The sequence below is a fragment of the Dokdonia sp. genome, assembly GCF_039945015.1.
Lineage (GTDB): Bacteria > Bacteroidota > Bacteroidia > Flavobacteriales > Flavobacteriaceae > Dokdonia.
Window position 1 is genome coordinate 85,834 of the sequence record NZ_JBDUXP010000018.1, and the last position, 26,560, is coordinate 112,393.

Below are 26,560 nucleotides of genomic sequence, written 5' to 3' on the forward strand. Positions count from 1 at the left end.
TTTACTCGTAATCACGTATTTTACAACTCTAAAACCATGTTAAAGCTTAAATTTCATACCAATCTGATAGAATGTGGCACAGATGAAGCGGGTCGCGGATGCCTTGCTGGACCTGTTACTGCGGCGGCGGTCATATTGCCAGATTCCTTTATAAATGAAACACTTACAGACTCAAAACAACTCTCAGAACGCAAGCGAGAACTCCTCAAACCTATTATAGAGCAAGAAGCCATAGCGTATGGATTTACGCATATTATGATGGAAGAAATAGATGAGATTAATATTTTGAATGCTTCTATTTTAGGAATGCATCGTAGTATTGATAGCATGATATATACGCTTTCGCGAAAGCGTACTCCACAACATATCCTAGTAGACGGCAATAGATTTAAACCATATCCCAACATTCCGCACACCTGCGTCATTAAAGGAGACGGAAAATACCTCCCAATTGCAGCAGCATCTGTAATTGCAAAAACAGAACGAGATCATTTTATGGAGCGTATTCATGAAGAATACCCTATGTATAACTGGAAAAAAAATAAGGGATACCCTACCAAGGAACATCGCGAAGCCATTAGAAAATATGGCATTACAAAGTATCACCGCAAAAGTTTTAAACTACTTCCCGAGCAATACGAATTAGATTTTAAAGGTTTTTCTCTTGTTAAAAACCCCGTAGATAACTCGTAAAGCTTTAAGTAATTCCTCTTGTTCAAGTGCTTACATTTGAGTAATTGTTATAGCTGTATGAAACGTCTTTTTTTAATTGCCATTGTATTTATTTTTATTGCCTGTGAGCAAGACCAAAATACAACCACATCGGCTCTTACAAAGTATATTCCGCGTAAGGCTAGTGTTATTGTAAAAACAGATAATCTCAAGGGATTACTATCTGCACTTAAAAACAATGATATCATTGAAGCATTTAAAAACACACGCTATCAAGACTTTTTATCAAGCAGTCTTCCTTTATTAAAAAGCATAAATACCAAAGACGAAGTTCTTGTTTGTTATACCAAAATAGGTGGCGACGTTTATGACATTAGTATTCTTACTAAGATCAATGAGACTCTCTTTACTCCAGACTCTACAAAGGTAACTCAGACAAAACTGAGTGGTTCCACTCCAGCAATAACAAAAATAGAATCTGCTGAGACTACATTTTACACCTTAAAAATAGAAGATGTCTTTATTGCAAGTACTTCGCAACTACTACTAGAAAACACGCTTAGAGAACAAGAAGGAAATCTTATCACAGAAGATGCCGATTTTAATAAAGCATATCAAGCAGCTAGCAATGCCACAGCTAGTATTTTATTAAAAGGAAATGAAGCAGATCAAGTCTGGTCTACGATATATCCTAAAGCCAAGAATCATCCATTACGCAATGCATTTTCTTGGTCGTTGGGAGATCTAGATGTATCTCATAATGATATTAAAATAAGTGGTGTCACCTTGGTTAAAGATTCTACAGACCAACGGCTTACTTTATTTAAAAATACCAACCCCTCTGCAAACACGATAGATCAAATAACCCCAATTAGTGCACAAAGTGTAACATCTATCACCTATGGCGATTGGGCTACATACAAGAACAATCTAGCCGATTTTAATAAAGTAGACCCTTCTAAGTTTCACTTAAAAGAAGAGGCCTTATTAAGCACGTATAACGAGATAGGATCTATACAACTAGATGGAGGCAGTGTTATTGTTGCTCACTCATTAGACATTACACTTACAGATGATGCCATTGCTTCTCAAAAAGAGCAAGAAACTTCATATAGACAAATCCCTATATATCGTTTTAAAGAAAAAACAATCTTTACAAAAGCATATCAACCACTTATTGATTTTCCATCAGTAAGCTTATATTGTGTATTAGATGGTTTTTATGTTTTTGCAGAGCGTCAAGATCTTTTAGAAATCATTATCGCAAATTATCAAAACAAAGCCACCTTAATTGAATCTACTGCGTATAAAAACACAAAATCTCAATTAAGTAATGCGTCCAGTTTTCTTACCATAACAAACACTCAGAAAATTCCATATGAAAATCTTGTTTCTGAAAGTGATGCAGCGACTTTTAAAAAGACACAGACCGATCAATATCCATTTGCAGCTTTACAACTTATTCAGGACACCCATTTTATGCATCTTAATGCTGTCATTAATAAAAATGAAAACCTGCAACAAGATGGTGCCATTACTCAAATAGCTAGTACAAAAATTGAAACAGCGATTTCTGGTTCGCCTCAACTTGTAAAGAATCATCGTACCAAAGGTACTGATGTACTTATACAAGATGAAGCAAACATGCTATACCTCATTAGCAATAAAGGGAAGTTATTATGGCAAAAAGAATTAGATGGTGTCATTCTAGGAAAAGTACAACAAGTAGATTTATATCGAAATGGAAGATTACAACTCGCCTTTGTAACGCCTCATACATTTTATATTCTCGATCGTAATGGCAATGAAGTAAAACCATTTTCTATGCGTTTTGATGATACAATCACACAACCTCTTTCTGTTTTTGATTATGAGAACAATCGCAAGTATCGTTTTATAGTTACACAAGGCAACCAGATACAAATGTTTGATAAAGAGGCAAAAATTGTAAAAGGCTTTGAATTTACCAAAACAGACAGCGAAGTCATTTTTCCTCCTAAGCATATACAAATAGGCAATAAAGATTATATCGTAATATCAGAAAACAGTGGCAAACTTCATATTTTGAGTCGTACAGGAAAATCGCGTATTACTATAAAAGAGAGTATCAAATTTGGAGACACCCCTATATATAAAGATGGGAATACATTTGTCACTTACGATATAAATGGAGGTAAGATTATTATCAATACGAGTGGGAAAACGACACGAACTCAAACGGATCTTACAACAAGTACGATTGTTCAAAAGACAGGAAAAACAACAGCTTCGTTACTAGAAAACAAACTTACGATCAATGCAAAAACCATAGAACTAGACTATGGAACCTATACAACCCCACAAATCTTCAAAATAGGAAAGCAAACACTGATCTCGACCACAGATATAGAATCTAGTCAAGTGTTTTGTTTTGATGACAAAGGCAATGCATTAGACAACTTCCCAGTCTATGGAATAAGTGCAGCACATTTTGATTATTTAGAGCGCAACAAGAATCTAGGGTTTGTAACACAAGGAGATGCTAATACATTATTGATTTATCAAGTTAATTAATAGAAATGTAACACACATCTGTTACATATGTGATACTAGTAAGTAGTTGATATTTTTATAATTGCGTACATTTATAACACTCTCACCAATCCTATCTCACTATGCGAATAATAATCCCATTGTTTGTGTTTTTCATTATTATTCCTTCTGTAAATGCTCAAGACAGGAAAGAAATAGATTCCCTTCATTCTATCATCTCAAATTCTAAAAATGATAGTGTCATTGCGCACAATTATTTTGTGATTGGCAAAAAGTATCGACGAGTAACAAAAGCAGACAGTGCAATGTTATATGCTGAAAAGGCACTCTCGCATTCCCTAAGGTATGGCGAACCTGAAAGCACTGGAACTATTTATACATTTATGGGAGCTATAGAATACTATCGTTGGAATATGGGAGATGCGATGAATTACTATCAGAAAGCAGATTCAACATTCACAAAACATAATATTAAAAACAGATACTTATTTATTGCATATGCAGACCGCGCAGAGCTATTTAGACGTTCTAAAAGCTCAAAAAATGAAAAAGATGTGTATGCAAAAGCAATGATTTATTATAAAAAAGCACTTGCTGTAGCACGTGATTTAAATGACTCTATAGATATAAGCCGTACACTTATGAGAATGGGTAGTGTACAGAGCAGCCTTGGTAATTTTAACGAGACTAAGGAATACTTTAATGAAGTAGATAGCCTTTATTTAAAATATGTGTATCTAGGTAATTACCATATGCAATACGCTCACCTCTACCTAAAAATGGGAGATACTATTAATTCTGTTAAGCATTATAAACTTTCATTTGATGTAAAAAATAGGAGTAAAAGTAATTTTACACGCGCAGCTGGGCAAAAAGAATACGCATATGCACTTTTCCTTTCTAAAAAATACACCCAAAGTATTGCCTTAGGCAAACAAAGTGCTGATTATTTTTCGGCTTTAGATCCTCCTGATTATGGACGTCTATCTGGTCTCTATAAAAGTCTAGCAAATACGAATCTGGCAATAAATAACCACAAAGAAGCTTATAAATATCTTGCTTTAAGCGAGGAAATGAGTGATAGTCTAACTTCCATAAGCAAGAAAAAAGAAGGTGTAGAACTCGAAACCAAATACCAAACCGAAAAAAAAGAACAAGAAATTGCGTTACTTCAAGCCAAAAATGAAACGGCAGAAGCTCAAAAGAAAAACCAGCGAAGCCTTTTATTAGGTGGTCTTGCGCTTACCTCCATTACTGGACTCTTTCTTTTTCTTGGCTTTAGAAATCGCAAAAAAACAAATAATAAGTTACGGGAGTTAGACACTATGAAATCTAGCTTCTTTGAAAATATCTCTCATGAGTTCAGAACGCCATTATCACTCATTGCTGGCCCTGTAGAACAACAACTTCAAAAACCAGGTATTGATGTTTCTGAAAAGAAAAATTTAACCATTGCAAAACGCAACACCAAACGTTTATTAACGCTCGTAGATCAATTACTTGATCTTTCAAAACTAGAAGCGGGTCACTTTAAGCTCAAAGTACAACAAGGAGATCTGTCAATTTTCTTAAAATCCCTTACGAGTACTTTTGAGTATCTAGCACACGAAAACAATCAGGCCTATACAGTCCAAATTAATATCCCAGAAAATTCTTATTATTTTGATGCCGATGCTTTAGAAAAGATAATCACAAATCTTATCAGTAATGCACTAAAGTATAGTCCTGATGGAGAATCTATATCCATTACTGGAATTATACAACATCAAGAATTACAGTTCATTGTTAAAAATACGGGTGCGCCACTATCAGAAGAAGCATTGCAGACAATCTTTAATCGTTTTGCACGTACCGATGAGCAAACAACGGGTACAGGCATAGGACTCGCGCTTTCAAGGGAGTTGGCCACATTACATAAAGGAACGATCACAGTCCAAAGCGACGATTCTTGGACATCATTTACAACCACGTTACCTGTGACAGAAACAGCATTCTCTACTAATGAAAAAGCAACGGGTACGGTGAATACTTCCGCTTTCGAGAACCTGCTTAGCCCGCAGGCAGGAGCAGATACAACCTCCTTACAAGAACAAATCATAATAGAAGAGCCCGATATCTTTTCAAAAGACAACAATCCGATACTTCTTATTGTAGATGACAATACAGATTTAAGAACCTATGTGAGTTCGCTATTTGAAGACACCTATACCATACATACTGCACAAGATGGAAGCGAAGGTTTTGAAATCGCATCTTCTATAGTTCCTGATCTTATCATTACAGATCTTATGATGCCAAAAGATGATGGAATCACACTTACAAAGAATTGTAAAACAACAGAAGCTACATCTCATATTCCTATTGTGATGCTCACTGCAAAAGCGGGAGATGAAAATAGACTCACAGGTTTAGAAAACGGAGCAGACGCCTACATCACAAAACCGTTTAACACAGAGATTCTTAAAACCACTACGTATAATTTATTAGAAACTCGTAAAAAACTACAAGAACGCTTTAGTCAGGAAGTGGTGTTAATTCCTAAAGACATGGCTATAAATAGTGCCGATGAACGTTTTCTTGATAATCTTAAAGAAATTGTAGATACACAAATCATAGAATCTGACTTTACGACAGAATCATTTTCAAAGGCATTAGGTATGAGTCGTATGCAATTGCACAGAAAATTAAAAGCACTCACGGGACTTTCGGCGACAGAGTTTATACGAAGTCAGCGCTTAAAACTGGCAGCACAATTGCTTAAAAAATCTGATATAAATGTATCACAAGTAGGATATGCTGTTGGATTTAATAACCATTCTTATTTCACAAAATGCTTTAAAGAACACTACGGCGTTTCCCCCTCTGACTACGCAAAAAATTCATAAACACCCTTTTCTCATAGGGGGCTAATACCCCATTATCACTAGCCTGTTACATACGTGACAGGCTTTGTTACATCTGTGCTAATTTTCAGCACTGTTCTAAAATAATTTTGTCTCAAAGTTAGTCGCCCATTCCTTAAAAGCATATGAATAAGAAGTCTAAAAAACTTAAAGGCAAACTCCCTCCAATGCCTAGTCATGAGATTTACCTTAATGTAAATGCTCTTCAGGAAGGAGAATATGAATTAAAAATTATGGATAAAAATAAAGTCATTAAGAAAACAACCTTTATAAAATAATCTTATGAAAACACATATTTTAATACTCTTATGTCTGTGTCTATTTCATCTTTCATGTAGTAATGATGATGATCGTACTCAAGAAGTTATTGAAACAGAGTTGATACAAGCAACAGCATCTATTGCTTCGTACAGCACTGTTGTAACTATAGATCTAGAATCTGGAAATACTATTACCACACAGAACGATCAACTTATAACAAACCTAACCTACGAAGATTCTTTTATAGGTCTTTTTCCTGGTCGCCTTGTAAGAAGTACAACAACTGATCTTGCTGGTGAGCAGATTTGGGAGATTTCTCCTGGCATAGAAACAGGTTTCGATCTAAATTTTGATTCGTCACAATTAGTTATTCATGGCGATATCTTATACCTAACCTTTAGAGCGACAGATCCAGGTCTTCCTGCACCAAACTATATCATTATGGCAATAAATGCGATAAATGGTGATACGATTTGGACAGAAAGTCAATTAGATAATCAATTTAAACGTATTGCCATTCTTAACGATCGCATTATTACTGTAGAAGGACCACAAGGTTTTGAAGCTATAGTTAGCCGTAATCTATCGAATGGTAGCATACTTCATACCTGGAATCTTGGAGAACGGATCTCTCATCTTGTTGCTGGAACTAATGAAGTACTAGTTATGTCTTGGAGTAGTGCCGTATATAGCATTCAAGATGATCTTACCCTCAACTGGACTTTTTCTACTTCTGGCAGTAATGTACAACGAGGAACGATTATAGGAAATCAATTCCTTTTCCATTCAAGAGATGAAAATATCTATGCAGTCCATTTACAAACTGGTGATCTCAACTGGTCGCAAGCATTTCCTGATCTATTTATTCGACAGTTTTTTAATGACGGTACTAGTATATGGTCAGTGACTCAAGATTTTAATACAAATACATATAACATTAATGAGCTGGATAGTTCTACCGGAGCTATTGACTCTAATTTTAATGTTCCACTTCCTATCGCAATTGATGATATAGACGAGATCGAAATACTTCCTTTTAGTGACTATGTACTCATTCTTACAGGGCGTTCTGCTGGCAACACGATTACAGATTTTTATAACTATAAAACACAAGAAATGATTTGGCAAAACGAAGTCAGCTTAAATAACATTTTTACTATAAAAGCCAATATCCTTTTAGGAGATAACAGATACGCCCCCACTTCTTTTTAATAACACTTCAAAACTAAACTATCATGAAAACAATCACTTCAATAAAAAAATACCTTTTACTATGTATGCTTGGAACATTCTTAATAGGCTGTTCTAGTGACGATGAACCTGTAGTCATCGCAGACGAAACACCAGAAGAAGAAACTACAGATCCTGAAGAGTCTAATGACACAAACTTAGATCTCACCTTTACACTCCATACACAACAAGATCAAATAGGTGATTTTGCTTTTCATAAAATGGCTGTCTTTAATGAAAGCGTACACTCTTATTATGGCTCAGGTCAAGGAGCTACAACAGAGATGCCTTATAATCTAGGGGTATGGCACAGTGACAATGGCGTGGCATGGTATTCTGACTCTTCTTTTGGAAGCGAACGCAGAGGGCATACTGTCACAGAATATAATGGAGACCTATTTCTTATAGGAGGTGCAGATAACGATGATAATGAACTAGAAGAAGTATGGGTAAGCAACGATGGTTTTTTCTGGACACTTGGATCAGATCTTCTTCCTTTTGGCTCTGTATCATTTCATAACACCGTAGCTTTTAATGATCAACTCTACTTGATTACAGATAATTATGAAGATGGCGATGGTACTCAAATGATGGCTATATACAGATCTGATGATGGGTTTAATTGGGACCTCATCGCTACCGATGTATTTCCTGTGCGAACTGCCGCAGAAACTGTCGTTTTCAACAATAAAATTTACCTCATAGGTGGAACTAATGACACTAATTTTCTAAATGATATCTGGACTACAGAAGATGGCATTACTTGGACGCAAGTAACCACAATAGGAGCACAATTTGACCCAATAGTCTTTCATTCCCTAAACACCTATGATAATGCTTTATGGCTTATTGGAGGCTGGAGTAGCACCGATCAATACAATAATCATATTTGGTATTCTCAGGACGGCATCAATTGGATACAATACGATGGAGAAGTTCCTTTTGATGGGTTGTATGCACATGATACACTTCTATATGGAGATGAGCTTTGGGTTTTTGGAGGTGTTCAAGAAGACGGACTCTCAGGAGCTATAGGATCTATAAAAATCAACGATTAACTCAAACACATTCTAACTAACATATTATGAAAACAAAAATTTATATAACAATGGTCATGATGATGGGGGTGTTCGCTTTCGCGAAAGCGCAAACTACCTCAACAAAAGAGAAATCTAAAACGCAAAACAATCTTCCCGCAGATGGAAATCTACTAGATCAACAAGCTCAAGTATTAGGGGACATTTTTGGGGATTTAGGAGGAATGAAGGAAATGCAAGGAATAGAAGGCTATATGGATCTTCTTAATAAAAGTGATATAAACCCAGAACTCAAACAAAAATTGACCGAGCAATATAAGCTCATTGCACTAAGTGATGATCCAAAAAAGAAGAAAGAGATGGAGCTCAAACTAACCAAAATGTTGCAAAAAGCATTGAAGGAAGGTCAAGAAAAAGACGCATTAAAAACCAAAGGGTAATAGTTATGAGAACACTACAAATTATTCTAGTATTCTGCTTCCTTATATGCAGTACTGGAGCAAAGGCGCAGCTTTTAGAAAAACTAGGAAAAGTGGCTGAAAAAGCAGCCGAACGAACCATAGAGAAGAGAGTAGAAAAAGAAGCTTCTAAAAAAACAGACCAAGCACTTGACAGCGTTTTTACTAAAAAGAAGAAAAAGAAAAAACGCAAAAAGAAGAATAAAAATGAAAAAGATTCTTCTTCTGATGAGTCGTCTACAAATCCAACGTATACCGTAAAGCGAAGCGCCGATTTTACGCCTGGTAATATCATCCTTTTTGATGATCAATTTACCAAAGACAACCCCGGAGATTTCCCCGTGCAATGGGATACCAATGGTAGTGGCGAGATCGCTATGATTAACGACCAGAAATGGATGCGATTAGGTGGCAACTCTAAGTACATCCCCATGCTTAAAGAAACACTTCCTGAAAATTATACGATAGAATTTGATTTGTTTACCAATGGATTAGATAAAAAAACAAGTTCTCAAGCTTTTCTAACCTTACTGATTGAAGATAATACTGGCTTTACACGTCCAAAAGATTGGTGTATGACAGAACTTTCTGTTTGTCAGTTTATAGGAAATCTAGGGGTTGTAGAAAAAGTAGCAAATGGCAAACGTCAACTCCGTAATCAGATAGGGAAAGATTATAGAGATGCTATTAATGGCAAGTCACATATTGCAATTGCTGTAAACAAAACCCGTATGCGCGTATGGTTAAATGAAAATAAACTGATAGACATACCGAGACTCATTCCTCAAAATGCTGATGTTTTTAAACTCGCTGTGAGAGGTTTGAGAGATCCTGATGGAATCGATGAGGTTTATATTTCTAATTTCAGAATGGCAAAAACAGGTGAAGACAATCGCAGTAAACTAATCACAGAAGGAAGGTTAACGACCAATAGTATTCTTTTCGAATCGGCGAGTGCTACACTTAAGGATAGTTCTTTTTCTACCATACGAGAGATCGCTAGTGTTCTAGAAGAAAATCCTACGGTAAAAATTAAGATTATAGGTCATACGGATTCCGATGGACCGGAAGATGATAATCGTACGCTTTCGCGAAAGCGTGCAGACGCCGTAAAAAAAATGATGACGACTGCCTATGGAATTGATAGTTCAAGAATCACTACCGATGGGATGGGAGCAAGTCAACCTGTAGCTTCTAATGCTACCAATGAAGGTAAAGCTCTTAATCGTAGAGTAGAATTCATAAAACTTTAAAATATTCAAAACTAACTAACATGAAAACACTTTTAAAAATCACAGGAATATTTGTCTTATTACTCACTCTTGGATGTGGCGGTAACGACGATGATGGAGGGACTACTCCTCCCGAAGTCACTGCATCTATCGTAGGTGACTGGCAACGCAACTCAGGAAGTCTTCTAGGAAATCAGTGGGACTACCTTTTAATAAATCAAAATAATACCTTAAATCTCTTTGATCAAGATGACAATGGTTTTAGAGATGAAAATACAGGCAATTATACCTTAACAGATAATCAAGTAACAATAGATGTCTCTTATTTTGGCAACTCACTTATCAATTATACAGTAACCGACACTACATTAGAGCTTCAAGAGAGTAGCGGAAACATAAGCACTTATACTCGTGTAACTAATGCCCCATCTAGTGATACTTGGATTCAAAAGCTGACCATATTATCTCAAGGTGATGCCCCTTGGAATGAAGACGCAGACATTGCCTTTAACGGATCACATATTTTATTAGGCAATGGGAGTGAAGCAGACAATATTGGGCTCATTAATCCTGAAACTTTCTTGCTTGATGGTGAAATCATCACCTCCCAAACTGCTTTTGCTGTAGAGGTTGAGAAATTAGATCTGCCAGATAAATACATTTTTCAATCAAGTAATGGATCGATGCAATTTAAAGCCTATTTTGAAGATTCAAATACAGAGGCATTTACTTCTATAGATCTTGGCTCTTGGATTTATGGATTAGCCTCCATTAACTCTGACCAAATATGGGCATCTAGTGGAAATGAGCAATCTTTATATTTGCTAAACTACATGAATTCTGGTGTTGATCAAACCATAGAACAAACAGTAACATTAGACCGAACTCCATACGGAATGGACTATCAAGATGGGTTTCTATATATCTGCTCACGTGGTAATATTTACAAATGCGATGTTTCTTCATCTTTTGAAGTTCTTGAAACGATAACTGTAGAGGGTTATAGAGCTTTCGGCATCGCCTTTGACGGGACAAACTTCTGGATCAATGCATCTTCTAATGATGGCGGCCCTAACCAGCTTATCAAAACTAGTTTAACGCTCTAAAAACAACAATATGAGAACACTCATCATCATTATCGTTTTTTGTATCACAGCACCATTACTCGCACAAAGCAATTGCAGTAAATATTATGCTTCAAAACCCGGAAGAAAACTCATTCATAAAGTTTTTGACAAAAGGGAACGTCATAGTATGACGACAGAGTATAATGTAGAAAGTGTCACTTCTTCTGGGATACAAGTAAACTTTAATCTTTGGGACAAACGTGGAGAACATATCACGGGAGGCAAGTTAGAATTGGGTTGTGAGAACAGAACAACATACCTAGCTCCAGAATCTATCATGACTGATTTATTAAGTCAATATGAAGATATGGAATACACGGTTACCACTACAGATAGACTTGCTATCCCTAATAATTTAGAGATTGGACAAACCTTACCCGATGCAAGTGCTTCCATCAATCTAAATGCACAGATTTTGGCAATAAACTTTGATATTGTGTTATCTAATAGAAAAGTAATACGTAAGGAACAAGTAGAAACTCCTGCGGGTACTTTTGACTGTTATGTAATTACGTATGACAATGAGTTAAAAGGGAGAATAGCTTCAAGAAATTATCAATGTACAGATTGGATTGCCGAAGGTATAGGTATGGTAAAACAAGAAACCTATAAAGAAAATGGCAGACTTATGAGTCGGTCGTTATTAAACGAAGTCACCGATTTTTAATATTATTTAAAAAAGCCTTAGCCCAATAATATAAGGTAGGTGTTATTACAGTAAGATCTATCTCTCACTAATGTATTGTTGGGCTTTAAGAATATACGCTTTCGCGAAAGCGTATAAAACCAATTAACTAAATCAACATATATTATGAAAACAATATTATATACCTGCTTGTTATTGATCACAACTATATCAATGCAAGCACAAGACGTTTTTAATCAAACTGCAGAAGGCAACTGGCTAGCTAATGGAACTGCACGTATATTCAGTACATCTTCTAAAGCAAAACTAGACGGTAACACCAATAAAATAGGATCTACTTTTGAGGTTCAGGCTGGACCAAAAGTCGGATATTTTATTATAGATGATCTAGCTATTGGGCTTGAAGTATTTGTTTCACTTACCTCTACTAATCTTGAAGGAGTCTCTGACAATGTAAATACAAACGCATTATTTGTAGGTCCTTTTGCTAGGTATTATGTGTATCAGGGTTTCTTTGGAGAAGCTACTGTAGGAATTGGGGGAAGCAAAACAACCACTAACATTATTGGGGAACAAAAAAGCAACATTTTTGGGTGGCGTCTTACTGGAGGATACAATATCGCTTTGGGTAATCATATTTCTTTAGAACCCACTATCAATTATTCTTGGGAAAATCAAAAACCAAAGGATGCAGGTGATTTTACACCAAGCACCGTTATAAGTTCATTCTTTGTAGGTATTGGTTTTACTGCATTTCTATAATCTTACAAAAAATACACGATGAAAACATTTTTAAAATATACGCTCATAGCACTTATTTCATATAGCATCACAAGTTGTGACACTGACGTGCCAGATACAGATACGATTGATCCAACCTTCTCCTTGAAAATTACAGGAGATGGTTTTGACAGAACTTTTACACAAGATGATGATTTTGCCAACTTACAACTCAATCTTCGTGCGGGAGCTTCTTATGATTTTATACTAGCCGGTGTTGATAACGGCGGGGTGAGGCAAATACAATTTCAATATTCACCAATTGCGGTATCTATCAACACGGCTATTCCTTCACCTTGGACAGAAAACAATAATGGTTTTACATCTACCATTCGATTTAATGGAGATCGTAACAATGCGATTACAGCACAAATTCTCTCTGGAACTTTTACACCTATGCTTATGAGTGAAACTATACTATCTGAGACTTTTTATATTCGTGTAGAAGATTTTGGAGGAGAGAGCGGCCCTCCTTTTAATATCACAGACGCTGTTCTGGATATTGTGATCGCAGATCATCCTACAGTCGTTATTGATTTTTAAAATCTATTCTTCATGAAAAGAGGAAGAAATGTTCTGTACTGATGACAGAAGGGGTTTATTAATTAACTGCAATAAATTTTAATTAAAAGAAAAACTAAGGTTAAACTTAAAGGCAAAATTATCCTTAAACTGATTTTCTTCATAAAAACCATAATTATAAAATCCTCCTACGCCAAATCCTAAATAGCCTATATCTAAGAAATTTAATTTTATAATATTTCTTAGTTCTAATCCGCTTTCTATATACCATCTATCCATGGCTTGAAAAGAAATACGTTCTTGTTGTTCAGGATTTTCTAGATCTCCTATACCCATATTATGATGTATTATAATATTAGGTTCTAACCAAGTACTTTTAAAAAGCAACCTTCCAAAATCATGAGATGTAAATATACGTACATACCGATCTGACAAAAATGTATATAGAGGCATCGTTTGGAAGGTGTTTTTTGAAATCACAGAAATCTCCTCATCAAAACTCCCTTGCCCTGTAAAAAGCAAGCCATATGGTAACGTTGTATCTATATACCCACCTTCTATCTTATAGGTAGTCTTTCCAAGATTCTTCGTATAGAAAGAATGATTGATTGCTACTTGTATTTTATTATATCCAAAATCTCCTCCTAAAAAACCTTGTATTCCTCTTGTATATGCAAGTTGTAATACTGGATATGGTGTCGCTACAGAAAAACGATTGTTAAATGATTTTACAAATTGCTCCTTAAAAGCATACCGCATTTTTACAGACATCGTAGACTGTTTATAATCATTTACAACAACTTCTCCATTAATAAACTGTGACGTATATTGAGGTGCTATTTCCTGTTGACTTAACGCTATCTCTGTCGTTAGATAGTCAAGGCTCCGGAATATGACTCCTAGTTGGTGCGTTTTTACTAGATCAAAATTGAACCTCAAAAATCTTCGGGCTTCAAACTCATTATCATTTTTAGAAACGCTTCCATAAGAGCCCGCTTCTATAAGATCATTTTCATAACTATACTTGATTTTAAAATCATTATGATCTGCAAAAGCATAGGATATGTGTCCGCCATATTTTACAATTTCATCTCCAGAACCATATCCTACAAAACCGCCTAATCGCAATTTATCATGTAGACTGTCATTAGATTCTAATCCAAAACCAACTCTCGCTTCTTCAAATTTGTTGAAATCGATAAGTTTATCTAGTGGTAGATCAAAATAATTAAAAGGAATTTTATTGGTAACTAGCCCTTCTGAGATTTTTGAAATCTTATCAAATTTATATTTCTCACCTATACTATCTATGACTCTATAGGTGCGTTGTTCATTTTCATTTAAAGGTCTGATGCGCTTTGTTTCCCAAAATGCTAAATCTCTTGTTCCTGCATCTTTATCTATTGTCACAACTTCTAACGGAAATTCCTTTTTAGTATATAAAGAACCAATCGTAATATCTTTTATATAACTCCTCCCCTCCATAACCAAAATATTATTCTCTTGTAATACTTCAGGCATGCGTAATTTATAATTTAACTCTTCAGGAAACCAATATGTATCATTTATTAAATTGTATTTCTGTTCAATAACAATCTCTATTTTACTATTCTCGTAGGGAGCCGCAGTTACATGTTGTACTGCATATCCTTTTGTATTGACATGTATAATTCCTTTTAACCCTTCAAAATTTTTAGATGGTTTGGGTTGATAAGAAACAATATGAATAGTATCTTGATCTTTAACAATCGTTTCTTCTAAGGTATAATTATACTTCTTTAAACTACCAGAAGTAATAGGAGATAAATAGTTTATATCAAATAACGTGATCTCATCTTTATAAAAGGAAAATGGCTGCGTATTGGTTGCTAGGGAAGCAAATAATGGATTTTTAAATCCAGAAACTTTAGTTGCAATGACATGTTCATGGCTCAAATCTGGATATAAGAACTTTCGTTCGGTAGCGCTTTCCATCATAAAAAGGCTAGCTCCTTTTAAAATATCACTCTTTAAAGTATCTAATTCCTTGTCTTTTGCTCTTATATCAAAAACCGTTTTATTATAGCTTGTATAATTAAACGATTGAAGATTTTCAGGATTATTTATAGCTCTATTTTCAATTACTTTTTCAACAATTGCTAGTGCCGGATTTACTCCAGATATAAGAAAAACTTCTTCTAATGAATTTTCTTCTGTTTCTAAAGAAATGATCAGTTCGTCTTTTTTATTAACCTGAACAATTTTTGTTTTATATCCTACATAACTACATCGTATTTGAGTAATTACTTCAGTACCAGAATAGGTAAAAAAACCATCGATATTGGTTACAACTCCAAGTTGTTTTTCTGTATTTATAATAACTGTGGCAAAAGGAAGTGGTTGGCCAGAAGTGGCATCTACTATCTTCCCGTGGATCTGTTGTTGTCCATATAGATTAATGAAACAGAAGCAGCAAAGAAATATGTGTATCCAAAGTGTATTTTTAGAGATACTATAATCGCGTTTTGACATGAACAATACAAAACTGTTTTCTCTACAAAATATTGTATTACCCTAGAAAAGAGGCTTCAAAGAGTGTTTTAAAATGTTTCAGCAATTTACTTTTCACTTCCTCTTCATCTACAGTAGTTTTTCCTAATTCGACATTAAGAGATGTCACTGCTTTTCCTTTAATACCACAAGGAATCATCAGATCAAAATATCCTAAATCTGAGTTTACATTTAATGCAAAACCATGCATGGTTACCCAGCGACTTGCTCGTACGCCCATCGCACATATTTTTCGTGCAAACGGAGTTCCTACATCAAACCAAACGCCTGTTTCCCCAGGAGATCTTTCGGCGGTAAGGCCATATTCTGCTAGTGTAAGAATAACCATTTCTTCAAGAAGTCTAAGGTACTTATGTATATCTGTAAAGAAGTTTTCAAGATCCAAAATAGGATATCCTACAATCTGACCGGGTCCATGGTATGTGATATCACCACCTCTATTGATTTTATAAAATGTAGCACCCTTTGCTGCTAGTTCGCTTTCGCTGACAAGCAAGTTATCAAAATCCCCACTCTTCCCTAATGTAAATACATGAGGATGCTCTACAAGTAAAAAATAATTAGGTGTTTCTAGCCCTGCCTCTTCTCTTCTATTCTTGATTTTTATATCTATAATCTCTTTGAAGAGTACCTCTTGATAATCCCAAGTTTCTTTATAATCTCGGTTACCTAAATCCTGAAGTTCAATTGTCTTATTCACATAACAAAGATACGGAGAAACAAAAATCCTTCTTAGCAATGCTAAGAAGGATTTTATGTTAAAATATATAGTGTGTTCTAGTCCTCCAGGATCACTTCAAAGTTTTCAAGAACCTTTGTTTTCTCTTCTAAGATATCACTCCATGGCACTACAAATGTGACTGTTTTTCCATCTTCAGAAATCACAGCACCTTCAGGAGAAACCGATACAACTTTACGAGGGAATACATATTCTAGCTTCATGGTAGAGTTAGAAAGTTCTTCTGTAAATTGTGACATCATTCCTTTCATCATAGCATCTTCTTGACTATCAGTATTGTCTTCTGCCAGATTCTCTTTTAACTTTTTAAGATCAAGGCGTGTTTCTTCTGAAAGCACTCCTTCATCTTCTAAATGCTCACTTAGTGTTTTAGGATCAGTACGTCTAAATGTATTATTTTCAAAAGTATAGACCACTTTATCTATAGACATTAAATCTCCTCCTGGACCTGCTGCTTGTTGACCTCCTTGTGATTCACTTTTTGCTTGATCAAGAACTTGATCCATTTCATAAGCAACTCGTTCTAACTCACTAAACGTTTTAAAATCTTTAGAAATATCCATTTTAAATTCGCCGGTACTCTCATCCATTTTCATGGCCATTGTAAAATCTTTAAGCATTTCCATTCGTGCTCGATCTTCTGCTGGTAATCCAGCAATACTGTCTTTGTAATCCCTCAATACATCTGAAAAAACAATAACAGTATCCATTTTTGTCTTTTCCTTTTCAGGATTAGAGTTCCCAGCTCCCATGCTATTTGCAATTGCCATCATAGAAGACAGGTCAAAAGAACTTTCATAGTGACCTCCCATATCATCATTAAAAACAATACGTTCTTGTACATTACAACTCACTAAAACAAAGACTAACAAACTAAGTAGTCCAATTATTTTTTTTGTCATTTTAATTATTTTTTGGGTTATTTAGTATAACTAGTGCGGCTATAACGCCAGGCACCCAGCCACAAAGCCAAAGTAAGAAAACTATTAATACCGATCCACATCCTCTTCCAATTACTGAAAGCGGTGGAAAAAAAATGGCCAAAAGTACACGCCAGAAACTCATAAGATTTAATTTTGATTTGATTGATGTACCTTATATGTCTATAACTGCCTGATATTGTTACATTCTTTGAATTAAGTAACCAATATTTTTATATTAGCATTTTAAATCTTTATGAACTACAAGATTCTCCTTTTAAATATACTAATTTATAGCTTCTCATGGGGATGTTTTAGTCAGTATGAATTTTCTGGCAACATAGATCTACAAAATTGGGAAGGAGAAATATATCTTTCTATCGTACAGGATTATCGTAAAATATCTGGGATATATCCAGAGCAAATCATAAACAAAACATCTCCTGATGAGTTTGGGTATTTTAAATTTTCTGGAAATAATCTTTCTTTAAAAAACAATATCTATCGTATTCATATAGACAGTTGTCCAGAAGAAGTAAAAGGAATTGCTCATTTTACGGGGCGTTGTTTAAATAGTAAAGAAGTTCTTTTTATAGCAAACAATACAGACACCATTGCGCTTCCCATCACATTTGATCAAGAAATATTTTGCACCGTATCTTCCAACAATGAGAAGTCTAGTGCTTTTATTAAGATAGATTCTTTAAAAGAAGTAATGAGTTTTGATTTTGGCTCATACAGAAGTCAGGCAAATTGGGATCTGAATGCAAAAAAATGGTTTAAAAAATTTAAAGAATACGGACAACAACTTGATGAACCTCTAGCTGAGTTATATACATATGCATTTCTTTCTGATCGCACGACAGATATATATACTTACTATCTAAAAGACTTAAATACTACAGATTATTACAAACAACTTCTTTCTAGATTAAAAGAAACGTATCCTGAGGAATCTTATACAAAGCAATATGAAAATGAGATCTCGGCAGATTACTACCTAATAAATGAACCTAAAGAAAGTTCATGGTCTACTTGGCATTATATATTGATCGTATTATTATTACTATCGCTTCTTGCAAATGCATATTTACTTTATACTAAGGAGAAAAAACATACATCCTCTCAAAGTATCGCAAACACACCATTGACCAATCAAGAACAAAAAATTTTAGATTTAATTCTCGATAACAAAACGAATAAAGAGATCGCTTCCGAAATTTTCGTGAGTGTAAGCACTGTAAAAACACATATAAACAGCATCTATAAAAAGCTACACGTATCAAGTAGAGATCAAGTAAAATCTCTTCACAAAACAGCTTAAATTAAATTTCCACCTGGGGTCTAGTCCCTCTTCCCACCCACCATTTCTTTATCATACCCGCTTTTAGTTTCAATTTTAGATCCTAATTCAAATATTGAAACAAATGAAGAAGTGTATTACATTACTAATGATAATCACCGTATGGTACTCTACTGGATTCTCTCAATCCTTTAATCACGAAGAAAAACAAAACAAGGCTTCTCTCCTCTTAGGGAAAATAAATAAAGAAGCCCTTAGTAAGGCTCCTTATGCAGATTGGTTCACCAAAGGGTATGATCAATACATTCCAGATGCAGGCGTTATCAACACATTACAAGAACAGCTATCTTCTTATACTATAACAGCTTTTATGGGTACTTGGTGTGGTGATAGCAAACGAGAGACTCCTCGATTATATAAAATACTTGATGCTTCTCAATTCCCATTAGATAGACTTACTCTTATAGCCGTAGCCAGAAATGCAGAGGCCTATAAACAAAGTCCAGGTGGCGAGCATGAAGGCATGAATATTCATAGAGTTCCTACTATTATCATATCCAAAAATGGTAAAGAAGTAAACCGTATTGTAGAATCCCCTGTTGTAAGTTTAGAACAAGACATTCTAGATATTATTGAAAACAATTACACCCCCAATCACCATATCGTAACATTAACAAATAACCTTCTTGTAGATCTTGGGGCTGAAAAATTGATTAAAAAATCAAAGAAAAATTTAAAGGAACTTCAAAAACATGCTCAAAAAACGAGTCAACTCAACACGTATGCAAGTGTACTTTTCTATGCTGGGCAAACAGAAGAGGCCATTGCTGTACTTCAATTAAACATCCTACTCTATCCAGAAGAAATGAGTACTTACTCCAGTCTTGCTAGTAAATATGCAAAACTTGATAAATCAAGTGAAGCTCTGGAGAGCTACCAAAAAGCCCTAGTACTACAGCCAGACAACAAAAAAATCCAAGCTGCTATAAACACACTTAAAGAGAATATTAAATAGAACAAATTCCTACTGATAATAAGATTGAATTTTAATCACGTAACGAGTATCTTTGCACGCTTAAAACAATAGTGTATGGCACTCTCAGAACAAGAACAAGTACGTCGTGATAAATTATCACGCTTACGCGAAATGGGCATCGACCCATATCCCGCTCCTTTATATCCAGTTAATAATACATCTACCAAGATAAAACAGGACTATGAAGAAGGGAAGAAGGTGATCATCGCAGGAAGATTGATGTCTAGACGTATACAAGGTTCTGCCTCATTTGCAGAGTTACAGGATGCAGAAGGACGCGTACAAGTATATTTCAATCGCGATGAAATTTGTACTGGAGAGGATAAGTCAAAATATAATGACATCTACAAAAAACTACTTGACATAGGAGATTTTGTAGGTATTGAAGGAGAACTGTTTACTACCAAGGTAGGAGAAAAAACAGTGATGGTAAAAGATTTTACATTATTGAGCAAATCATTACGCCCATTACCACAACCTAGAGTTGGTGAGGATGGAAAGATATATGATGAGTTTAATGATCCTGAATTACGATACCGTCAGCGTTATGTAGATCTTGTTGTAAATCCAAAAGTAAAAGACACCTTTGTAAAACGCACGCAAATCACATCGGTTATACGTGATTTTTATAATGAGATGGGATTCTTAGAAGTAGAAACCCCTATCCTACAACCTATTCCTGGCGGCGCATCTGCACGCCCATTTATGACACATCACAATGCATTAGATATTCCTTTATACCTACGTATTGCAAATGAGTTATACTTAAAACGATTAATCGTAGGAGGTTTTGACGGCGTATATGAGTTTGCAAAAGATTTCCGTAATGAAGGAATGGATCGCACGCATAATCCAGAATTTACAGTGATGGAAATGTATGCTGCTTATAAGGATTATGAGTGGATGATGGATACCACAGAAAAGTTACTTGAGAAAGTAGCTTTAAAACTTCATGGTACTCCAGAAGTGCCTTTCGGCGAAAACACAATTAGCTATAAAGCTCCTTATAAGCGTATCGGAATTCTGGATGCTATTAAGGAACATACTGGTTATGATTTATATCAAAAATCTGAAGAAGAGATTCGTGATGCAGCAAAAGCATTAGGACTTGAGGTAGATGAAACCATGGGAATCGGAAAACTCGTAGATGAGATTTTTGGAGAAAAATGTGAACATTTATATATCCAGCCTACATTCATTATAGACTATCCGGTAGAGATGAGTCCGCTGACTAAAAAGCACAGAAGTAAAGAAGGACTTACAGAACGCTTCGAACTTATGGTTAATGGTAAAGAACTTGCCAATGCTTATACAGAACTTAACGATCCTATCGATCAACGTGAACGTTTTGAAGATCAATTAAAGCTTTCTGAAAAAGGAGATGATGAAGCGATGTTTATAGATCAAGACTTCTTACGCGCCTTAGAATATGGAATGCCTCCTACCTCTGGAATAGGAATTGGAATTGATCGTCTAGCCATGTTTATGACTAATAATCAGTCAATACAGGAAGTGTTATTCTTCCCACAGATGAAACCAGAAAAGAAAGCACTAGAGCTTAACGATAACGAGAAAGCAATCTATGAAGTTCTCAAAAAAGAGCAATCAATAGAACTTGGTGCACTTAAAACAGCCTCTGGACTAAGTAACAAAGGTTGGGACAAAGGTATCAAAGGCCTTACAAAACTAGGCGTTGCCAAAGTAACCAAAGATGACGCTGGATTAACAGTGACTTTGGAGGGTTAAACACCAGAAAGAATAAAAATCATTACATAAAGCCTGTTTTTTAAAAGCAGGCTTTTTTTATTGTAGTATACGCTTTCGCGAAAGCGTTATAAAACCAAATGAATAAGGTATATTTTTTAGTGTTTTTACCAATAGATACTTAAATAGCATATTCTCTTTCCTTTTTAACAAAAAAGAATAACATTTCCTTAAAATACTAGCCAATACTTCCCGCTATGCTTACAATTTTAATAATTCGATTGGATTTTCATTAGATTTACTGGAAACTACAAAAATTGAATTATGAAAAAAATTACACTTTTAGCCTTGGCTTTATGTGCTATATGCTACGCCAAAGCACAAGACGTCACGTTTACTTCACAAAATATAGGAGGGTCAAGCAACGAAATTGGAGTCGTAGATCTTAATGGAGATTACCTAGATGATGTTATAAGTCCTACGCAATCTAACCTAGCCATTTATCATCAAACAGACACAGGACTTGTCCTTTCAAATATTTCTATAAGTGCTTCTAATGGACCAGATTGGTCTCTTAGTGTTGCCGATTATGATGACAATGGTATCAATGACATTATGTTTGGAGGTAATAATGGTGTAAGCTTTATAAAAGCAAATAGTGATGGAACATCATTTTCTCAAGACGACCAGAGTAGTATATTTATCTTTTCTCAACGCACTAATTTTATTGACATTAACAATGATGGGGATTTAGACGCTTTTGTATGTCACGATGTAGAGCCAAATGTTTATTTCCTTAATGATGGAAGTGGCAGTTTCTTAAACGAAATTCAAGGAGGTTTAGGAGATACGCCAACGGGACATAACTATGGATCAATATGGTTTGATTATGACAATGATGGAGATTCAGATCTTTATATATCTAAATGTGTTTTTGGTTCTGGTAATCCTTCAGATTCTAGACGTTCTAATCAATTACATCGCAACAATGGAGATGGCACGTATACAGAGGTTGGAGCTGCTGCAGGAATTGATACTAAGACACAATCTTGGTCTAGTGCTGTAGGAGATTTTGACAATGATGGAGATATGGATATCATCGCTGCCGATGAGCATTTTAATGAAATAGGGACTATATTTTACCAAAATAATGGGGATGGAACTTTTACAGATATCACTAGTGGTTCTGGATTTGAAAATCTAGATGGAGCTAGAGAAATTGTCACTTTTGATTTTAACAATGATGGATACTTAGATATCTACTCTCAATTACAAACCACATTATTATTAAATAATGGGGATATGACATTCTCTGCAAATTCACAACAGATTTCTGGTGGTGGCGCTGTAGGTGACCTTAACAATGATGGCTTTTTAGATGTATACTCTAATGGTTCTGTTCGTATGAATGATGGTAATTCTAACAACTGGCTTAAATTAAATCTTGAAGGCATCCAGAGTAATAATAATGGTATTGGAGCGCTCATTACTATAGAAGGTGGTTTTGGAATTAAGACGCGTAACGTACGAAGTGGGGAAGGATTTGCAAATATGCATTCATTAAATCCTCATTTTGGACTTGGAGACTTTGATGTTATAGATACTGTAACTATAGAATGGCCTTCTGGAATTACAGATCAGCTCATAGACATTGAAGTAAATCAAACTATTTATGTAGAAGAAGGTAGTTCACCTTTAAGTATACAAGAGAATGAACGTACTGTTTTTAATCTATATCCTATACCAGCAAATGATATTCTAAACATTGCACCAACCAATGGGGCTATCATTAAAAGTGAAGGTGTCATTTATGATTTACTAGGAAAAGTAACACCAATAACGATTACAAACAATACTGTAAATGTAAGTAATCTAGCTACTGGTGTTTATATTATAGAAGTTACAACTGCAGATAACAAAAAAGAGCAAAAGAAATTTACAAAACTATAAACGGCCCTTTTTTTAAGAAAAATACAAGATTTCAAAAAGCCGCTACTTTATAAAGTAGTGGCTTTTTGAGTTTATAAAATATTCTATATCAAAACATTAATTCAGGTATAAACACTCGTTTTTACAAAAAGGTTTCTCGTTATTTTTGGAAATTAACCATTAACCAAAACCATTATTCCCATGAAAAAAGCGTACCTACTTTCAATAGGGCTACTAGTGCTATTACTTTGCACTGCCTGCCCTGGACCTGACAACAAAGAATCAGGAGGCAAATCTACAAAAGCACAAACCTATAAAATTAGTATTGACTCTCTCCCAACCACAAATGCTCCTGCATTACAATCGTTTGCCCATGCAACTGCTGGTGCTGATTGGTTATTATTTGCTGGGAGAACAAACAAGGATGCTAAAATTGGTGGATTACATAATCTAAATGCAAATTACTCTAGTACTTCTTTTATTCCAAAATCTTATAATCAAAATATTTACACTTATAATCTAGCTGAAGACAAGGTATCAAGTATTAACTATGCATCATTTCTGGATGATCTAAAAGCAAACTTATGTAAAGATTCATCTTCTGAGATGTGTCAATCATTATCTAAAGGAGATTATGACTTCACCTCTATTTTTGTAAACTCAAATCCATTAGTAACTCAAGATGATAATGGATATATGTATGTCATAGGAGGATACGGCCCAAAGAATTTTGAATATTTTAAAGAAACGCCTAATTGGAAAAAAGACACAACTAAAGCAGACAAAAATAGACAACAATACATTACCTATAATCAAGTAGCAAGATTACATATAGCTTCTATGATCAAACTCGCAAAGAAACAAACACTTACTGATGAAGAGTGGGCAGATGTTTTTAGGTATGGAACTAGCAAAGAGCTAATAAGTACAGGTGCCGAAGTATTTGTAAAAACTGGTTCTTTCAGTCATGTTAGAGTTGGACCTGATGGCAAAAAAGTACTTAAAGATTCAACAAATATTACATTGTATGCTGCTGGCGGTCATAATTTTGGTAGTGGTCAAAAATATCTAGATGCTGTATATCCATTTACAGTAACTTCTGGAGGCAAATCAACAACATTAGGAATAAGTGTAAGTGCACCTATATCCGATGTATCTGACCCTACCGATCCAGCATCTGATAACATCTCTATTTTTCGTCGTAGAGATGGACCTGTAGTACCTTCTATGTATTACAACAAAACATATAAAAAGATGGAACAAAGTTTAACATTTTATGGCGGTGTATTTAAACCGGGAAGCGATGATGATTTACAAGCATGGAATGATGCTATTTATGTACATCCAGATTGGGCAACAGGAAATAAACTATATACATACGATACTACATATGATCAAAAAAATCATAATGTATATGCCTGTGGAAACTTTGTTGGGTTTGACAATGATACAAAGCTTTTACATACTTTTTTATTTGGTGGTATAGGTGATGGAGCAATAGCGCCTCCTGGTCATTTATCAGGATTTACCAACACTGGACTCCACATTACTATGAATGTAGAGCAACAACCTATGCAAAGTAAAATTACAGATACACTTCAACATGTATTTGGAGATACATCAAATTTTTATGGCGCCGAATCTATTTTAATAAAAAGCAGCAATAGTATTGCGTATAAAATAGGTTCTGATGATACTGAAATTATTGACCTTAACACGACACTTAAGAATAAGAGTAAAGTAGTTATAGGTCATATTTATGGAGGCATAGAAGCATATGTTGCAAATCCAGGTACTTATGGAAAAGACTATTCTGCAGCTTCTAATAAAGTATGGCAAATTACACTTACAAAAGAGTAGTATACTTCTCTTTTAAATAAGTAAAGCCTTCTATTGTAATAAATAGAAGGCTTTACTTATTTACGTTGAGATTAAAATTTATTTCTTTTTAGCTCCTACATATTCATTTTCTGTCCAGATTCCTTGTTGAACAATTTCTCCAGAAGCATCAAACTGTTTTCCTTTTCCATTTTTCTTATCATGCTTCCATTTCCCGCTCCACTTTGAATTATCTAGTTGGATCATAGATCCTTTTCCATGACGTAAGCTATTTTTAAAAGAGCCTTCATATCGAGTCCCATCTGACCAAGTATATGTTCCTCTTCCCGAAATAACAGAACCAGCGAGATTACCAGAATATTTTGCCCCATCAAACCACACAATAACCCCTTTTACAAGATTTCCTCCAGCAACTTCTACATCAAAACTAGCACCTTGTAATGTGAATTTATGCCATCCATCTGGTAATTGTCCAATATCAGGACTAAAAGGAATTGCATTTACTTCTTGTGCTTGGGCATTAAACATAATGGCCATCATAAAACCAACTATAAAGAGTATCTTTTTCATATATATTATTTTTGCGTATTAGTCATTTACCACAATAAGTCGATATTAACTTCCGAGTACTTACAAAATGAAACAGAAATTTTCAGATATAACTTCATATCTGCTTTTTTAACTCTCATATAGTAATGATTTTACAAGAACAACGACACACTCTCTATAACTCACTTATCACAAAACAGTTATGGAAACTAATAATCACAAAGACATTATCATATTTGATGGAGAATGTAATTTATGTAATGGCGTAATAGGCTGGCTAATGAAGTTTGCCCCTACTTCAACTTTTGAATTTACACCTTTTCAATCACCTAAAGGGCAACAATTATTAAAGCATTACAATAGACCTACAGATCAATTGGACACTGTTATCCTTATAGATGACACTGGAGTCCATACACATTCTGATGGTTTTTTAAAAATCGTTGCTGAAATCCCGAAATGGAAACGAGCTGCAGCATTATTTGCTTTTATACCTAGAATGCTTAGAGATTATGTATATAAAACTGCTTCCCGAAATCGTTTAAAATGGTTTGGCACTTCTAATAGCTGTACTATTAATTTTGGGTAATC

23 protein-coding genes are annotated in these 26,560 nt (G+C 34.9%); 18 read left to right on the forward strand and 5 right to left on the reverse strand.

Translation table 11 applies throughout. The annotated features are described in order from the left end of the window. The first annotated feature begins 36 nt into the window (after nucleotides 1-36). From ABJD27_RS12055 to ABJD27_RS12110, 12 genes are all read left to right on the forward strand, one after another. Entirely contained in the window at nucleotides 37-693 is a 657-nt protein-coding gene (locus tag ABJD27_RS12055) for a ribonuclease HII (protein ID WP_348162486.1), read from the forward strand. Nucleotides 694-750: 57 nt separating this feature from the next. Continuing rightward, the gene (locus tag ABJD27_RS12060) at nucleotides 751-3,225 is read left to right on the forward strand and encodes a hypothetical protein (RefSeq protein ID WP_348162487.1); all 2,475 of its coding nucleotides are present in this window, start codon (nucleotides 751-753) and stop codon (nucleotides 3,223-3,225) included. Between the two features lie 101 nt (nucleotides 3,226-3,326). Next, nucleotides 3,327-6,089, forward strand: coding sequence for a response regulator (locus ABJD27_RS12065; RefSeq protein WP_348162489.1), 2,763 nt, complete (start codon nucleotides 3,327-3,329; stop codon nucleotides 6,087-6,089). A 143-nt stretch (nucleotides 6,090-6,232) separates the two neighbouring features. Beyond that, entirely contained in the window at nucleotides 6,233-6,385 is a 153-nt protein-coding gene (locus tag ABJD27_RS12070; RefSeq protein ID WP_348162491.1) for a hypothetical protein, read from the forward strand. A gap of 4 nt (nucleotides 6,386-6,389) precedes the next feature. Next, the gene (locus tag ABJD27_RS12075; protein ID WP_348162493.1) at nucleotides 6,390-7,580 is read left to right on the forward strand and encodes a hypothetical protein; all 1,191 of its coding nucleotides are present in this window, start codon (nucleotides 6,390-6,392) and stop codon (nucleotides 7,578-7,580) included. Nucleotides 7,581-7,603: 23 nt separating this feature from the next. Next, entirely contained in the window at nucleotides 7,604-8,656 is a 1,053-nt protein-coding gene (locus tag ABJD27_RS12080) for a hypothetical protein (protein WP_348162495.1), read from the forward strand. Nucleotides 8,657-8,682: 26 nt separating this feature from the next. Then, complete coding sequence (locus ABJD27_RS12085; RefSeq protein WP_348162496.1) at nucleotides 8,683-9,075, forward strand: hypothetical protein; 393 nt, start codon at nucleotides 8,683-8,685, stop codon at nucleotides 9,073-9,075. Nucleotides 9,076-9,080: 5 nt separating this feature from the next. After that, on the forward strand, nucleotides 9,081-10,346 hold the full coding sequence (locus ABJD27_RS12090; RefSeq protein ID WP_348162497.1) for an OmpA family protein: 1,266 nt from the start codon (nucleotides 9,081-9,083) through the stop codon (nucleotides 10,344-10,346). Nucleotides 10,347-10,366: 20 nt separating this feature from the next. Further along, entirely contained in the window at nucleotides 10,367-11,431 is a 1,065-nt protein-coding gene (locus ABJD27_RS12095; RefSeq protein WP_348162499.1) for a hypothetical protein, read from the forward strand. Between the two features lie 10 nt (nucleotides 11,432-11,441). Further along, nucleotides 11,442-12,119 carry a hypothetical protein gene (locus ABJD27_RS12100; RefSeq protein ID WP_348162501.1) on the forward strand — a complete coding sequence of 226 codons (678 nt, stop codon included), beginning with the start codon at nucleotides 11,442-11,444 and terminating at the stop codon, nucleotides 12,117-12,119. Nucleotides 12,120-12,263: 144 nt separating this feature from the next. After that, nucleotides 12,264-12,860, forward strand: coding sequence for an outer membrane beta-barrel protein (locus tag ABJD27_RS12105; protein WP_348162503.1), 597 nt, complete (start codon nucleotides 12,264-12,266; stop codon nucleotides 12,858-12,860). Nucleotides 12,861-12,878: 18 nt separating this feature from the next. Further along, nucleotides 12,879-13,421, forward strand: coding sequence for a hypothetical protein (locus ABJD27_RS12110; protein ID WP_348162505.1), 543 nt, complete (start codon nucleotides 12,879-12,881; stop codon nucleotides 13,419-13,421). 78 nt (nucleotides 13,422-13,499) lie between these two features. Here ABJD27_RS12110 and ABJD27_RS12115 read toward each other — a convergent pair whose 3' ends face one another. From ABJD27_RS12115 to ABJD27_RS12130, 4 genes are all read right to left on the reverse strand, one after another. Continuing rightward, complete coding sequence (locus ABJD27_RS12115) at nucleotides 13,500-15,911, reverse strand: DUF5686 family protein (protein WP_348162507.1); 2,412 nt, start codon at nucleotides 15,909-15,911, stop codon at nucleotides 13,500-13,502. Between the two features lie 37 nt (nucleotides 15,912-15,948). Further along, the gene (lipB, locus tag ABJD27_RS12120) at nucleotides 15,949-16,650 is read right to left on the reverse strand and encodes a lipoyl(octanoyl) transferase LipB (RefSeq protein ID WP_348162509.1); all 702 of its coding nucleotides are present in this window, start codon (nucleotides 16,648-16,650) and stop codon (nucleotides 15,949-15,951) included. Between the two features lie 77 nt (nucleotides 16,651-16,727). Then, entirely contained in the window at nucleotides 16,728-17,591 is an 864-nt protein-coding gene (locus tag ABJD27_RS12125) for a hypothetical protein (protein ID WP_348162511.1), read from the reverse strand. 1 nt (nucleotide 17,592) lies between these two features. Beyond that, nucleotides 17,593-17,754, reverse strand: coding sequence for a YqaE/Pmp3 family membrane protein (locus ABJD27_RS12130; RefSeq protein ID WP_089369478.1), 162 nt, complete (start codon nucleotides 17,752-17,754; stop codon nucleotides 17,593-17,595). 111 nt (nucleotides 17,755-17,865) lie between these two features. Here ABJD27_RS12130 and ABJD27_RS12135 point away from each other — a divergent pair, with 111 nt between their 5' ends. From ABJD27_RS12135 to ABJD27_RS12155, 5 genes are all read left to right on the forward strand, one after another. Further along, nucleotides 17,866-18,933 carry a helix-turn-helix transcriptional regulator gene (locus tag ABJD27_RS12135; protein WP_348162513.1) on the forward strand — a complete coding sequence of 356 codons (1,068 nt, stop codon included), beginning with the start codon at nucleotides 17,866-17,868 and terminating at the stop codon, nucleotides 18,931-18,933. Nucleotides 18,934-19,036: 103 nt separating this feature from the next. Beyond that, complete coding sequence (locus tag ABJD27_RS12140; protein ID WP_348162515.1) at nucleotides 19,037-19,927, forward strand: hypothetical protein; 891 nt, start codon at nucleotides 19,037-19,039, stop codon at nucleotides 19,925-19,927. 75 nt (nucleotides 19,928-20,002) lie between these two features. Further along, nucleotides 20,003-21,694: a lysine--tRNA ligase gene (gene lysS / locus ABJD27_RS12145; protein ID WP_348162517.1), complete on the forward strand. Its 1,692-nt coding sequence runs from the start codon at nucleotides 20,003-20,005 to the stop codon at nucleotides 21,692-21,694. Nucleotides 21,695-21,976: 282 nt separating this feature from the next. Next, the gene (locus ABJD27_RS12150) at nucleotides 21,977-23,602 is read left to right on the forward strand and encodes an FG-GAP-like repeat-containing protein (RefSeq protein WP_348162519.1); all 1,626 of its coding nucleotides are present in this window, start codon (nucleotides 21,977-21,979) and stop codon (nucleotides 23,600-23,602) included. A 180-nt stretch (nucleotides 23,603-23,782) separates the two neighbouring features. Next, nucleotides 23,783-25,441: a hypothetical protein gene (locus tag ABJD27_RS12155; RefSeq protein ID WP_348162521.1), complete on the forward strand. Its 1,659-nt coding sequence runs from the start codon at nucleotides 23,783-23,785 to the stop codon at nucleotides 25,439-25,441. A gap of 78 nt (nucleotides 25,442-25,519) precedes the next feature. Here the strand turns inward: ABJD27_RS12155 and ABJD27_RS12160 are convergent, their stop codons facing one another. Then, nucleotides 25,520-25,990, reverse strand: a complete 471-nt coding sequence (locus ABJD27_RS12160) for a hypothetical protein (RefSeq protein ID WP_348162523.1) — start codon at nucleotides 25,988-25,990, stop codon at nucleotides 25,520-25,522. Between the two features lie 181 nt (nucleotides 25,991-26,171). On the opposite strand from ABJD27_RS12160, the gene ABJD27_RS12165 reads away from it, so the two are divergent. Then, nucleotides 26,172-26,558 (forward strand): DUF393 domain-containing protein, encoded by a 387-nt coding sequence (locus ABJD27_RS12165; protein WP_348162525.1) that lies wholly within the window; start codon nucleotides 26,172-26,174, stop codon nucleotides 26,556-26,558. Nucleotides 26,559-26,560: the final 2 nt, after the last annotated feature.

Coding starts and splice junctions, on each gene's coding strand:
- ABJD27_RS12055 (WP_348162486.1), top strand. CDS start 37: ATGTTAAAGCTTAAATTTCATACCAATCTGATAGAATGTGGCACAGAT.
- ABJD27_RS12060 (WP_348162487.1), top strand. CDS start 751: ATGAAACGTCTTTTTTTAATTGCCATTGTATTTATTTTTATTGCCTGT.
- ABJD27_RS12065 (WP_348162489.1), top strand. CDS start 3,327: ATGCGAATAATAATCCCATTGTTTGTGTTTTTCATTATTATTCCTTCT.
- ABJD27_RS12070 (WP_348162491.1), top strand. CDS start 6,233: ATGAATAAGAAGTCTAAAAAACTTAAAGGCAAACTCCCTCCAATGCCT.
- ABJD27_RS12075 (WP_348162493.1), top strand. CDS start 6,390: ATGAAAACACATATTTTAATACTCTTATGTCTGTGTCTATTTCATCTT.
- ABJD27_RS12080 (WP_348162495.1), top strand. CDS start 7,604: ATGAAAACAATCACTTCAATAAAAAAATACCTTTTACTATGTATGCTT.
- ABJD27_RS12085 (WP_348162496.1), top strand. CDS start 8,683: ATGAAAACAAAAATTTATATAACAATGGTCATGATGATGGGGGTGTTC.
- ABJD27_RS12090 (WP_348162497.1), top strand. CDS start 9,081: ATGAGAACACTACAAATTATTCTAGTATTCTGCTTCCTTATATGCAGT.
- ABJD27_RS12095 (WP_348162499.1), top strand. CDS start 10,367: ATGAAAACACTTTTAAAAATCACAGGAATATTTGTCTTATTACTCACT.
- ABJD27_RS12100 (WP_348162501.1), top strand. CDS start 11,442: ATGAGAACACTCATCATCATTATCGTTTTTTGTATCACAGCACCATTA.
- ABJD27_RS12105 (WP_348162503.1), top strand. CDS start 12,264: ATGAAAACAATATTATATACCTGCTTGTTATTGATCACAACTATATCA.
- ABJD27_RS12110 (WP_348162505.1), top strand. CDS start 12,879: ATGAAAACATTTTTAAAATATACGCTCATAGCACTTATTTCATATAGC.
- ABJD27_RS12115 (WP_348162507.1), bottom strand. CDS start 15,911: ATGTCAAAACGCGATTATAGTATCTCTAAAAATACACTTTGGATACAC.
- ABJD27_RS12125 (WP_348162511.1), bottom strand. CDS start 17,591: ATGACAAAAAAAATAATTGGACTACTTAGTTTGTTAGTCTTTGTTTTA.
- ABJD27_RS12130 (WP_089369478.1), bottom strand. CDS start 17,754: ATGAGTTTCTGGCGTGTACTTTTGGCCATTTTTTTTCCACCGCTTTCA.
- ABJD27_RS12135 (WP_348162513.1), top strand. CDS start 17,866: ATGAACTACAAGATTCTCCTTTTAAATATACTAATTTATAGCTTCTCA.
- ABJD27_RS12140 (WP_348162515.1), top strand. CDS start 19,037: ATGAAGAAGTGTATTACATTACTAATGATAATCACCGTATGGTACTCT.
- lysS (WP_348162517.1), top strand. CDS start 20,003: ATGGCACTCTCAGAACAAGAACAAGTACGTCGTGATAAATTATCACGC.
- ABJD27_RS12150 (WP_348162519.1), top strand. CDS start 21,977: ATGAAAAAAATTACACTTTTAGCCTTGGCTTTATGTGCTATATGCTAC.
- ABJD27_RS12155 (WP_348162521.1), top strand. CDS start 23,783: ATGAAAAAAGCGTACCTACTTTCAATAGGGCTACTAGTGCTATTACTT.
- ABJD27_RS12160 (WP_348162523.1), bottom strand. CDS start 25,990: ATGAAAAAGATACTCTTTATAGTTGGTTTTATGATGGCCATTATGTTT.
- ABJD27_RS12165 (WP_348162525.1), top strand. CDS start 26,172: ATGGAAACTAATAATCACAAAGACATTATCATATTTGATGGAGAATGT.